The following is an 11876-nucleotide window of genomic DNA, read 5'->3' on the forward strand; positions in this document are numbered from 1 at the left end:
TGCTACGGCGGAACCCCACGGCTAAAATTGATTTATATCCTGATAATGGTTCGTGGCGCAGAGAAATAACGTATTGCGCTACGTTGTACCTATAAAGTGTTATTTGGCGGGTGGTGATTGTTTATTTTTGGCAAATATTGGGGGCAATTTACAGCCCCCGGTTAATTACGGAAATCTGTGGGTTATGGATGCGTAATAAAGCGCGAAAGTCTCTGGCGCAGCAATCGGTTTTCCTCTCTTAATTGCGCATTTTCTTCCAGCAAGGTGAGCGCAACAGCAATGCCTGGCCAGTCCAGCGCCAGTTCGTGGCGCAACCGCAAGGCACGTCGCACGACAGCGGCGGCATGGTCGTCGAATTGCCAGGGGGCGGCTTTACGCTCGTAAGGCTCAATCACACCCAGACCCACAATTTCGTAAAGTTCTTCTTCTGACACACCGGTATGCAGACAAAATTCGGTGATGGTAAAGGTGACGGTCACGTTCGCCATTATGCTTTCCCCCACTCTTTGCGCGGTTCAAAGGACGTTTGTGTCTGCGCCAGTTGTTGCCAGAGGGCTGCTGCGGCGGCGTCCGGTTTTGGCGGCATCACAATCTTAATCACCGCATACAGGTCGCCAGTCTGCTTTTTGCTCACCAGCCCTTTGCCTTTGATGCGCAAACGCTGTCCCGCCTGGCTGCCGGGCGGGATAGTCAGCAAAATGTTCTCCTTCAGCGTTGGCACGGTGACTTTGGCGCCCAGTGCGGCCTCCCACGGCGCCAGCGGCAGGACGATCTCCAGATCCTGATTGACGATGTCAAACAAAGGATGCGGCGCAATATGGAAAACCAGCCACAGATCGCCATTCGGTCCACCGTTTTCGCCTGGCGTTCCCTGGCCTTTGAGACGAATACGTTGTCCATTTCCCACACCCGCCGGGATTTTTACGTTCAGCGTTTTGGGGATTTCTCGCTCCACAAGACCCAGTGCGTTATACACCGGCACTGTATAACTGAGGGTTCGCGAGTGTTCAGTCAGGGTTTCTTCGAGAAATATCGCCACCTCAATCTCTATATCGTGCCCACGGGTTGCCGGGCGCTGGCGAGACTGTCGGGCGTGCTGGCCAAAAATCGACGAAAAAATATCGTCGAAATCTTCAGTGTTGTAGCTTTGGCTTTCGCCTTGTTGGAATGAGCGGTTAAATTGCGGATCGTGGCGATGCTGCCACAACTGGTCATATTCTGCCCGGCGCTGTTCATCACTGAGCACTTCCCACGCCTGAGCAACCTCTTTAAAGCGGGTTTCGGCATCGGGTTCTTTGCTGACATCAGGATGGTACTTGCGGGCCAGTCGGCGATAGGCGGTCTTGATAGTCTTGAGATCGTCCGTCGGTTTTACGCCCATAATGGCATAATAATCCTTTAATTCCATAGCGTTCTCTCTCGTAAATCACGGCATGCAAAGGAAATCCCCTGAAAAGATATCACCGTTAAGTGTAGGGTAATCCTAAGAAACGCGTCTGCAAACAGCCAAAACATCATTTTGCTGAATGAAATAACTCCACGGAAACAGGGTTTCTGAAGGGGATTGCGGGCGCGAAATCAGCCTGTGGACATAACTTTACAGCCCAAAGGTTGCCAAAACCTCCCCAGGGGCTAAGATAACCCGCGTCAATCAGTGAGGGTGTAATGGCGAAACGACAACGGATGGGATGGTGGTTTCTGTGTCTGGCATGTGTCGTGGTGATGATTTGCACCGCGCAGCGCATGGCGGGCCTGCACGCGTTGCAGATGGAAACCGCCGCGACTGTCGTGGCCGTTGTGCCGGATGCGCCGTCCGAAGAGGTCACGTCGACAGTTACACCCTGCGAACTTAGCGCAAAATCACTGCTGGCGTCGCCGCCCGTGATGTTCGAAGGGGCGATTCTGGTCCTTTGCCTGCTCCTTGCTCTGTTGGCACCCCTGCGGGTTATTCGCCTGCCGTTTTTCCCTCCGCGAGCCATCTCGCCCCCCACACTTAGAGTTCATCTACGCTTTTGCGTGTTCCGTGAATGACAGACCGGTTAGTGCTAACGGTAAGTTAATTATTCATGGAGAAAAAATATGATTCTTGTTTTCAGGCAGATGCTGTTCTGTCTGTTATTGCTATGGCTGCCCGTATCCTGGGCGGCAGACGACGGCTGGCTGCGTTCACCAGAGAATGACCATGCCCGTGTGCAACTGCGTGCCGATACCACCGCGCAGGGCGAAACCCGGCTGTTGCTGGAGGTAAAGCTGGAAAACGGCTGGAAGACCTACTGGCGTTCACCCGGGGAGGGAGGGGTTGCCCCTGCGATTACCTGGAAGGGCGAAATGCCCGATGTCGACTGGTTCTGGCCAACGCCTTCGCGTTTTGAGGTGGCGAATCTGACCACTCAGGGGTATCACGACCAGGTCAGCTTTCCGCTGGTGATTCGGGGAAAAGCGCCGGAGAAAATCGAGGGTATCCTGACGCTCTCGACGTGCAGCAACGTTTGTTTGCTGACCGATTATGCGTTTTCTGTGTCGCCGTCCCACCAGGATGCGACCTTTGCGCATGACTTTGCCCAGGCGATGGGACGAGTCCCTCTGTCTCAGGGACTGACGGATTCCATTACCGTTGGCGCGCGCGCCGGGGAACTGGTGGTTGAAGCCGAGCGGGCGGGAGGCTGGTCAACCCCTGGGTTGTATCTCGATACTGTTGATGACGCGGAAATCGGTAAACCTCAATTCCAGATTGCGGGAACGACACTACAGGCGACGATCCCCGTCCGCGATAGCTGGGGAGAGGGGGCGCCGGATCTCCGCGGTAAGACAGTCACGCTGGTATTGGTCAATGAGGGGATCGCGCAGGAGAGCACGCTCTCGGTAGGTGCCGCCCCTGCGCCAGTGACAGAAGGCGCCGCCTTGCCGCTCTGGCAAGTGGTTCTGATGGCATTAGTGGGTGGATTTATTCTCAATTTGATGCCCTGCGTGTTGCCTGTGCTGGGGATGAAGCTCGGCTCCGTATTGTTGGTAAAGGAGAAAAACCGACAACAGGTGCGGCGACAATTCCTCGCGTCGGTGGCGGGGATTATCGCTTCCTTCATGGCGCTGGCGCTGCTGATGACCGTGCTGCGGTTGACGAATCAGGCGCTCGGCTGGGGTATTCAGTTCCAGAATCCGTGGTTTATTGGCGTCATGGTGGCGGTGATGCTGATCTTTAGCGCCAGCCTGTTTGGACTGTTTGAATTCCGGCTTCCTTCGGCAATGACAACCCGACTGGCGACTCAGGGCGGGAACGGGATGACCGGCCACTTCTGGCAGGGGGCGTTTGCCACTCTGCTGGCAACACCGTGTAGCGCGCCGTTCCTCGGCACCGCCGTGGCGGTGGCACTCACCGCATCGCTTCCGACGCTGTGGGGACTGTTTCTCGCGCTTGGATTAGGGATGAGCGTGCCGTGGTTGCTGGTCGCGTTGCGCCCCGGCCTGGCACTGAGTCTGCCACGTCCCGGTCGCTGGATGAACGGGCTACGACGCCTGCTGGGTTTGATGATGCTGGGATCCACAATCTGGCTGGCAACGCTTCTGCTGCCGCATTTGGGATTCTCCACTCCCGCCCCGGCAAAAGAGAGCGTGGTCTGGCAGCCCCTGAGCGAGCAGGCCATTCAGCAGGCGCTGGCGCAAAACAAACGAGTGTTTATCGACGTCACCGCCGACTGGTGCATCACCTGCAAGGTCAATAAATACAACGTATTGCAGAAAGAGGCGGTGCAGAAGGCGCTGCAACAGCAGGATGTTGTCGCCCTGCGCGGCGACTGGACGCTGCCTTCCGCTGAGTTGTCTGATTTTCTGAAAAAACGTGGCCGCGTCGCCGTGCCTTTTAACCAAATTTATGGCCCCGGAATACCGGACGGTCAGGCGTTACCCACCTTACTGACTCAGGACATGGTCCTGCAAACGCTGGTAAACGCAAAAGGAGTTATGCCATGAAATACCTGATTGTTCTGTTCTTCACCCTGTTTTCTGGTCTGAGTCTGGCGCAAGAGGCAGCCCCGTTTACCCCAGAGCAGGAAAAACAGATTGAAGCGCTGATTCAGGAAGCGTTATTTAACGATCCTGCCAGTCCGCGCATTGGCGCGAAAAAGGCGACGCTGACGCTCATCAACTTTACGGACTACAACTGCCCTTACTGCAAACAGCTTGATCCGATGCTGGAAAAGATTGTGCAGAAATATCCTCAGGTTGCAGTGGTGATTAAGCCTTTGCCCTTTAAGGGGGAAAGCTCGGTGCTGTCGGCGCGTACAGCGCTGACGACCTGGCGCGAACATCCTGCACAGTTCCTGGCGTTGCATGAAAAACTAATGCAGAAACGGGGATATCACACCGCCGCCAGCATTGCCCAGGCGCAGGAAAAATCCGGCGCGGCAGCGGTAACTCTGGATGAAAAAAGCAATGAGACCCTGAGTACCAACCTGCAGCTTGCCCGGCTGGTGGGGGTTCAGGGGACGCCCGCGACCATCATCGGGGATGAAATGATCCCTGGCGCCGTGCCATGGGAGACGCTGGAAGAGGTCGTCAAAGAGAAACTGGCGGCAGCCAATGGTCAGTAAGTTACGGCGCTGGCTGCGTGAAGGTTTGATCTTGCTGGCGCTGCTGGCCGTCGTCACGGTGCTGGTCGATGCCTGGCGCGCGCCACAGGTTCCGCCCTCCTTTGACAGCACGCCGCTGCAAACGGTGGACGGGGAGACCGTCACCCTGGCGAAACTCAGCGAAGAGAAACCGGTCTTGCTCTATTTTTGGGCAAGCTGGTGCGGCGTGTGTCGTTTCACGACTCCGGATGTCGCGCGGCTTCACCAGGAAGGGGTAAACGTGATGACCATTGCGCTACGCTCTGGCAGCGAGGCCGACGTCTCCCGCTGGCTGACGCGCAAAAATGTCACTTTCCCGGTGATCAATGATGCGAGCGGCCAGATATCCCGCCGCTGGGAAATCAGCGTAACGCCGACGCTGGTGATCGTCTCAAAGGGAGAGGTCGTGTCTACCACCAGCGGCTGGACAAGCTACTGGGGGATGAAACTTCGAATCTGGTGGGCTAACGCGTTCTGAAACTGTGCCGGGGAAACCCGGCATTTTTCCATGCCTGCCGCCTTTCAGCCAGACTCTTCATCGCCTCATCCCCGGAAGCCATATTTCGCTCCCCAGCGAAGCAAGCCCTGAGAATAACGGACATTATCGCGTATCGTCTTTTTTTGGAGGACAACGTATGGTCGTGTTTTGGGAATCCGGGTTTTACCTGATGTTGATGATTACCGCTACCTTTGTGCTGGCGGGGATGGTGAAAGGCGTTACCGGTATGGGGCTGCCCACCGTGGCGATGGGGATCCTGGGGGCGCTGGTCTCCCCGGTCGCCGCCGCCGCGATGCTGCTGTTACCTTCACTGATCAGCAATCTGTTTCAGTTCGGCGGTGGCGGCAATACCCGGACATTGCTGAAACGTCTCTGTCCGATGCTTTCGATGGTCGTCGTCGCCACATTGCTTGCCAGCGTCTGGATTGCGGGCGGCGACACCCGGCGCACTCAACTGGCGCTTGGCATCGCGCTGATTCTTTACGCGCTGTGGACGCTGGCCGGGAAACGCATCCGGGTCGATCCGCAACGTGAAAAACCGCTCTCAATGATGGTGGGGGTAGTGACGGGGTTGCTGACCGGCGGCACCGGTGTTTTCGTGATGCCCGCGGTGCCGTGGATCCAGTCCCTCGGCTTTGAGAAAGAGGAACTGGTACAGGCGTTGGGCATCTCTTTCACCTTCTCGACGCTGGCATTAGCGCTCGGCTTGTGGTGGCACGGCGCGCTGCCGGTTCAGTCGGTCACTTTATCGGCATTCGCCATTATTCCCGCGCTCGTCGGTCAGTGGATCGGCACCCGTGTGCGTCGGGTGATATCACCGTTAGTGTTTAAACGCTGCTTTTTACTCTGCCTGATGGGGTTGGGGCTTGAAATGATACTTCGTGCGGTATAAGCGCCATCGTGACTTTGCGGGGATTCCGTGCCAGGGTCAATGCAGATTATACGGGTTAAAGAGTCACACCGTTCACATAAGCCAATGAATGAGGGGAAACACCGGGATTTGGTTCCCGGAGGGGCGGCAAACCCGGTGGTCGCCCCGGATATTCCGGTCTTAAACGCACGGTGTCAGGTTAAAGAGGATCGTATGACGTTGTTTATTTCAGAAAGTGAAGAGGAGTTCGAACTCGAGTCAAGGATGGCGCTGACCGCTGCGGTGATGGCGGATAAATCGCGCTCACGCATGTTGAGCGCCTTAATGGATGGGCGCGCGTGGACGGCGACGGAACTCAGTGCGGTGGCGGATGTTTCGGCCTCCACCGCCAGCGCGCATCTGTCGCGCTTATGTGAGCAGCGATTTGTTATCTCGCTGGCTCAGGGGCGACATCGCTATTTTCGCCTGGCAAGCAACGAGATCGCACAATTACTGGAACGGTTAATGGGGGTGGCGTGGGCCTCTTCCACATCCCGTAAAATTTCTACGCCGCTCCGGTTACGCCATGCCCGCACCTGCTATGACCATCTTGCCGGAGAAATCGCCGTCATGCTTTTTGATACCCTGATTTCCCGACAATGGATAACGACAGAGGGCGATGCGTTAACGCCGCTGGGACAGGACAACCTCGCCGAAATAGGCATTGAGGTCGGCGCTGGCGTGTCGCGCAGAAAACGGTGCTGCGGCTGTCTGGACTGGAGCGAGCGACGTTATCACACCGGGGGCGTGCTCGGGGCCGCCCTGTTGACCTATTTCGATCAACAGCGATGGATCACAACCACGACCGGTAGCCGCCAGGTCACTTTTACGCCGCTGGGTATCCGCAAACTCCAGCTTCATTTTGGCATTACCGCACTGCGGTAAATCTTCCGTTTTGCGAATGCGTTCCCGGAAAAATGTCATATTTCTGTCACACTTAGAAAAATTTGATAACAACAAGAGGTTGTAGGGATGAAAAGAACGTTACTCGCGACAAGTGTGGCAGGGCTTTTATTGGTGTCTGGTTACGCACAGGCGCAGACCACGCCGGAAGGCTATCAACTGCAACAAGTGTTAATGATGAGCCGACATAACCTGCGCGCGCCGTTGGCCAATAATGGCAGCGTCCTTGAACAATCTACGCCAAATAAGTGGCCTGAATGGGATGTGCCAGGCGGTCAGCTCACCACCAAAGGCGGGGTGCTGGAAGTGTATATGGGCCATTATATGCGCGAGTGGCTGGCAGAGCAGGGGATGGTGAAGTCAGGCGAATGCCCGGCTCCGGATGCGGTCTACACCTATGCTAACAGCCTGCAACGCACGGTGGCGACGGCGCAGTTCTTTATCACCGGGGCATTCCCGGGGTGCGACATTCCTGTACACCATCAGGAAAAAATGGGCACCATGGACCCGACCTTTAACCCGGTGATCACCGATGATTCCGCGGCGTTTAGCGAGAAGGCGGTTCTCGCGATGGAGAAAGAGCGCAGCCAGATGCATCTTAATGAGAGCTATCAGTTGCTGGAGCAGATGACGAACTACAAAGACTCGCCATCCTGCAAAGAAAAACAGCAGTGCTCGTTGATCGATGCCAAAGACAGCTTTAGCGCGAAATACCAACAAGAACCTGGCGTTTCAGGTCCATTGAAGGTGGGGAATTCGCTGGTCGATGCCTTTACGCTGCAGTATTACGAAGGGTTCCCAATGGATCAGGTGGCCTGGGGCGAGATTAAAACCGACCAGCAATGGAAAGTGCTGTCAAAACTGAAAAACGGTTATCAGGACAGCCTGTTTACCTCGGGCGAGGTGGCGCGTAATGTGGCCCAACCGCTGGTGAAATACATTGATAAAGCACTGGTGAGCGAGCGCGGCAGCGCGCCGAAAATCACCGTATTAGTCGGACATGACTCAAACATCGCGTCCCTATTGACCGCGCTGGATTTCAAACCGTATCAGTTACATAACCAGAATGAGCGTACGCCGATTGGCGGTAAGATCGTGTTCCAGCGCTGGCATGACAGTAAAGCCAATCGCGATCTGATGAAAATTGAGTATGTGTACCAGAGTTCGCAGCAGTTGCGTAATGCGGAGGTTCTGACGCTTAACTCACCGGCGCAGCGTGTGACGCTGGAGCTTAAAGGGTGCCCGATAGATTCGAATGGATTCTGCCCGATTGACAAGTTTGATCGTGTGCTGAACGACGCGGCAAACTAACGGAAAGGCTCCCCCGTGTGAACGGGGGAGTGCGTGCTACACGTTTTTACGATCGATGGTTTGCTCGCCCCAATAGAGCGAATCTTTATCTGTTTTCGTGAAGGCTTTGACTAATACTTCATCGCTGCCTTCTTCCCAAATCTTTTCCGCCAGTTTTTCGTCGTACTGGGCGACTTCAAAAATAGCCTCGGCTATTTCTCGTGACGTATTACGCAGACTTGCCCATTCGCCGACGCGATGAGCTTTCGCTTCTTGAGTTGGCATTCGAATCCTCCTGTTGAAGATTAGCCGTTAAGTTTTACTGCCAGGCCCGCGACATATTCGCCCTGGTAGCGCGCAATAGAGAGTTCCTGCTGGCTTGGCTGTCGTGAGCCGTCACCGCCTGCAATCGTGGTCGCGCCATACGGCGTTCCCCCGCGAACCTGTGAAACGTCAAACAATTCCGGTGCGGCATAACCGATAGGAACAATCACCATGCCGTGATGCGCCAGGGTGGTCCAGGTCGATGTAATGGTTTGTTCCTGACCGCCACCGGTTCCTGTTGAACTAAAGACACTGGCGAGTTTGCCGTGCAGCGCGCCGGAAGCCCACAGCCCGCCGGTTTGATCCAGGAAGGTGCGCATTTGGCCGGACATGTTGCCAAAACGCGTGGGGGTGCCGAAAATAATCGCGTCGTATTCTGGCAGTTCCTGCGGGGTTGCGATGGGTGTGTTCTGCGTTTTACCCCCGGCTTTTGCGAAGATGTCAGGCTGCATGGTTTCTGGTACGCGCTTAACGACAACCTCAGCGCCTTGTACCTTGCTTGCCCCTTCAGCCACCGCATGCGCCATGGTTTCAATGTGTCCGTACATGGAATAATAAAGCACCAGAACTTTTGCCATTTTGCACTACTCCTCGGTTTTATCGTCTCCGTAGCGATTCGCTACCTCCATTTAAAGATATGACGTACTGAGGAGAGTGCAAATTTCACAACCATTCTTTTGATTTATAACAACATTTACGCAACCACTCTTTGACGCAAAATGATACATTTTTAACCATGTGACTTTTTTTAGTCATAAGAAAGGCTTATTGATTTCTGGAGGGGATTATTTCTTTTATTCCGGTGATCCTGTTGCAGGATATTACGATTTGCTGGCCGATAAGGGGATCTTCACTAAGCTTAGTTCCACGCAGCGAAAATGATGGCGATGTCCATCTGTTGTGTGAGGAGTCACTCCTCGGTACCTATGCAGTATGATGTCTAATCAATGACGGAGGTCAGTAATGGCAAACCATCGGGGCGGTTCCGGCAACTTTGCGGAAGACCGTGAAAGAGCATCAGAAGCAGGCCGTAAAGGTGGCCAGCACAGCGGGGGGAACTTCAAGAACGATCCGCAACGTGCATCAGAAGCAGGCAAAAAAGGGGGCAAAAGTAGTCACGGCAACCGTAACAGCTAGCCTGTCTGAATCTTCCAGGGCGTTGGGTGCAGGTGAAACTCACACGCCATGAGACCACCGCCGCCGGATATTCCGGCGGTTTTTTTTGTCCGCAAGGTTGAACTGTAACAAAACGCAACGCAGACTAAAGGGATTCTGCTCATCAGGTGTCCCATGTCACGACGTTCAGGTTACTCCTTCTCCATAAAGCCCCAGGAAGCCATCCTCATCATCATCACGATGTTTTGGGGAGGCACCTTTCTGGCTGTGCAATATGCGGTCACCCAGAGCGGGCCGTTTTTCTTTGTCGGTATTCGTTTTGCGACGGCGGCGCTGGCCGTGGCATTGCTGTCACTGCGCACATTGCGCGGGTTAACCTGGCTGGAATGTAAAGCAGGTGTGGCGATCGGTGTCTCGATAGCGCTCGGCTATAGCCTGCAAACCTGGGGGTTGCAGTACATCCCCAGCAGCAAATCTGCCTTTATCACGGCGATGTATGTGCCGCTGGTCCCCTTACTGCAATGGCTTTGTCTGGGGCGGATGCCAGGTTTGATGCCCTGCGTGGGCATTGTGCTGGCGTTCATCGGACTGATTTTTCTTGCGGGTCCGGGTGATAACTTACTGGCGCTGGGCGAAGGCGAGTTGATTACGCTTGCCAGTGCGGTGGCGATTGCGGCTGAAATTATTCTGATCAGCGCATGGGCGGGGAAAGTGGATGTCCGTCGGGTGACGGTGGTGCAACTGGTAACAGCATCGCTGGTGGCGTTCATCGCCATGGCGCCGGCCGGGGAGTCGGTCCCGCCGATGTCTACGGGATTGCTGGTGGTTACCCTCGGACTGGGCATCTTCAGTGCGATTATCCAGGTGACGATGAACTGGGCGCAGCGCAGCGTTTCGCCAACGCGGGCAACGGTCATTTATACCGGTGAACCGGTATGGGCAGGGATTTTTGGCCGCATTGCCGGAGAGCGTTTACCGTTACTGGCGCTGTTGGGCGCGGTATTTATTATTGCTGGCGTGTTGGTCAGTGAATTGAAGTTGAAGCGGAAAGCAACCTCAGCGGAGAGCACCGCTGACGACGCGTCGCAAGTGCCATCGGACCCTCAGTAAGCAAACCAATCCTGGGTTAACCCCCGCAAGATTTGTTATGCTCATCGCAAATAAAAAAGGAGAGGGCGCATGGCACAAAGCGCAGTCAAAAAACCAGGTAAACGTTCGCAGGCCGTTAGCGCAAAACGCCAGGCCATTCTTAACGCCGCATTAAACACCTTTTCCCAGTTTGGCATTCATGGTACCCGGCTTGAGCAGGTTGCTGAACTGGCGGGTGTATCCAAAACTAATCTTCTCTATTATTACCCGTCAAAAGAGGCGCTGTATGTGGCGGTACTGCGCCAGATCCTCGACATCTGGCTGGCGCCGCTGAAGGCGTTTCGTGAGGATTTCGCGCCCCTGGCGGCAATCAGAGAGTACATTCGCCTGAAGCTGGAGGTTTCCCGTGATTACCCGCAGGCTTCAAGGCTGTTTTGCATGGAAATGCTGGCAGGCGCGCCGTTGCTGATGGAAGAGTTAACGGGCGATCTGAAGGCGCTGATTGACGAGAAATCCGCGTTGATCGCAGGCTGGATCGACAGCGGCAAGCTTGCGCCTGTCGATCCACACCATCTTATCTTTATGATTTGGGCTTCAACGCAGCATTACGCGGATTTTGCCCCTCAGGTGGAAGCCGTAACGGGCGCAACACTGCGCGATGAAGCCTTTTTTAACCAAACGGTCGAGAGCGTTCAGCGAATGATCATTGAAGGCATTCGCGTGCGTTAACCAGCGGGCGGCAACGGGCAGCTTAAATCACCTTCTTCGCACTGGAGCAGCGAGGCTAAAAACGCGTCGCGCTCTGCGGTTTTGTCTACCAGACATTGACTGGCGATCATCGCCTGTGCGCTACCGCCTTCCGTACCGGAGCTGAGTAATGCGCAATCGGCATCTCTGAGCGCAATCCATGCGCTCTGTGCTTTTTTCAGCAATTCACGCTGTGGCGGCGCGGCGCGGGTCAGCGCATTCTGCCAGGTCTCATTGAGTTTTTTATCGGCGGCCTGAAATTGTGCGGCGGCGCAGGTGTTCATTTCGGTTTGTGTGCTGGCGTTCGCGCAGTCATCGGCCAGTGCCTGACTGCTCAACAGCAGCGCAGCACACGTCAGTAAAATTCGGTTCATGCTTCCCTCTGGCTCCATAA

At 55.2% G+C, this 11876-nt stretch carries 15 protein-coding genes; 10 read left to right on the plus strand and 5 right to left on the minus strand.

The window, feature by feature from the left end; genetic code table 11:
• Nucleotides 1-182: 182 nt before the first annotated feature.
• Nucleotides 183-488 carry a chaperone modulator CbpM gene (gene cbpM / locus AC07NP_RS03015; protein ID WP_494659528.1) on the minus strand — a complete coding sequence of 102 codons (306 nt, stop codon included), beginning with the start codon at nt 486-488 and terminating at the stop codon, nt 183-185.
• Nucleotides 488-1408 carry a curved DNA-binding protein gene (gene cbpA / locus AC07NP_RS03020; protein ID WP_494659529.1) on the minus strand — a complete coding sequence of 307 codons (921 nt, stop codon included), beginning with the start codon at nt 1406-1408 and terminating at the stop codon, nt 488-490. The genes cbpM and cbpA overlap by 1 nt, the downstream gene beginning before the upstream one ends.
• A 257-nt stretch (nt 1409-1665) precedes the next feature.
• On the opposite strand from cbpA, the gene AC07NP_RS03025 reads away from it, so the two are divergent.
• The 7 genes from AC07NP_RS03025 (at nt 1666) to agp (ending at nt 8227) form a co-directional block, all read left to right on the plus strand.
• Entirely contained in the window at nt 1666-2031 is a 366-nt protein-coding gene (locus AC07NP_RS03025; protein ID WP_203358226.1) for a copper resistance protein, read from the plus strand.
• Nucleotides 2032-2079: 48 nt separating this feature from the next.
• Complete coding sequence (locus tag AC07NP_RS03030; protein ID WP_494659530.1) at nt 2080-3966, plus strand: protein-disulfide reductase DsbD family protein; 1887 nt, start codon at nt 2080-2082, stop codon at nt 3964-3966.
• Nucleotides 3963-4586, plus strand: coding sequence for a DsbA family protein (locus AC07NP_RS03035; protein ID WP_494659531.1), 624 nt, complete (start codon nt 3963-3965; stop codon nt 4584-4586). The genes AC07NP_RS03030 and AC07NP_RS03035 overlap by 4 nt, the downstream gene beginning before the upstream one ends.
• Complete coding sequence (locus tag AC07NP_RS03040; RefSeq protein ID WP_494659532.1) at nt 4576-5082, plus strand: protein disulfide oxidoreductase; 507 nt, start codon at nt 4576-4578, stop codon at nt 5080-5082. Before AC07NP_RS03035 ends, AC07NP_RS03040 begins: the two co-directional genes overlap by 11 nt.
• A 157-nt stretch (nt 5083-5239) precedes the next feature.
• The gene (locus AC07NP_RS03045; protein WP_494659533.1) at nt 5240-5995 is read left to right on the plus strand and encodes a sulfite exporter TauE/SafE family protein; all 756 of its coding nucleotides are present in this window, start codon (nt 5240-5242) and stop codon (nt 5993-5995) included.
• 192 nt (nt 5996-6187) lie between these two features.
• Nucleotides 6188-6898, plus strand: coding sequence for an ArsR/SmtB family transcription factor (locus AC07NP_RS03050; protein ID WP_494659558.1), 711 nt, complete (start codon nt 6188-6190; stop codon nt 6896-6898).
• 87 nt (nt 6899-6985) lie between these two features.
• Entirely contained in the window at nt 6986-8227 is a 1242-nt protein-coding gene (gene agp, locus AC07NP_RS03055; RefSeq protein ID WP_494659534.1) for a bifunctional glucose-1-phosphatase/inositol phosphatase, read from the plus strand.
• 36 nt (nt 8228-8263) lie between these two features.
• Here agp and AC07NP_RS03060 read toward each other — a convergent pair whose 3' ends face one another.
• Entirely contained in the window at nt 8264-8491 is a 228-nt protein-coding gene (locus AC07NP_RS03060) for a YccJ family protein (protein WP_203358220.1), read from the minus strand.
• A gap of 20 nt (nt 8492-8511) precedes the next feature.
• The gene (gene wrbA / locus AC07NP_RS03065; RefSeq protein ID WP_494659535.1) at nt 8512-9108 is read right to left on the minus strand and encodes an NAD(P)H:quinone oxidoreductase; all 597 of its coding nucleotides are present in this window, start codon (nt 9106-9108) and stop codon (nt 8512-8514) included.
• A 385-nt stretch (nt 9109-9493) separates the two neighbouring features.
• Here wrbA and AC07NP_RS03070 point away from each other — a divergent pair, with 385 nt between their 5' ends.
• From AC07NP_RS03070 to rutR, 3 genes are all read left to right on the plus strand, one after another.
• Entirely contained in the window at nt 9494-9667 is a 174-nt protein-coding gene (locus AC07NP_RS03070) for a con-10 family general stress protein (RefSeq protein ID WP_012132907.1), read from the plus strand.
• A 153-nt stretch (nt 9668-9820) separates the two neighbouring features.
• Complete coding sequence (locus tag AC07NP_RS03075) at nt 9821-10756, plus strand: DMT family transporter (RefSeq protein ID WP_494659536.1); 936 nt, start codon at nt 9821-9823, stop codon at nt 10754-10756.
• Between the two features lie 69 nt (nt 10757-10825).
• Nucleotides 10826-11464 carry an HTH-type transcriptional regulator RutR gene (gene rutR, locus AC07NP_RS03080; protein ID WP_494659537.1) on the plus strand — a complete coding sequence of 213 codons (639 nt, stop codon included), beginning with the start codon at nt 10826-10828 and terminating at the stop codon, nt 11462-11464.
• Here rutR and AC07NP_RS03085 read toward each other — a convergent pair.
• Nucleotides 11461-11856: a lysozyme inhibitor LprI family protein gene (locus AC07NP_RS03085; protein WP_494659538.1), complete on the minus strand. Its 396-nt coding sequence runs from the start codon at nt 11854-11856 to the stop codon at nt 11461-11463. The two genes, rutR and AC07NP_RS03085, sit on opposite strands and share 4 nt — an antisense overlap.
• Between the last annotated feature and the right edge of the window lie 20 nt (nt 11857-11876).

It is taken from the genome of Citrobacter sp. GW821-FHT07H02 (assembly GCF_059418505.1).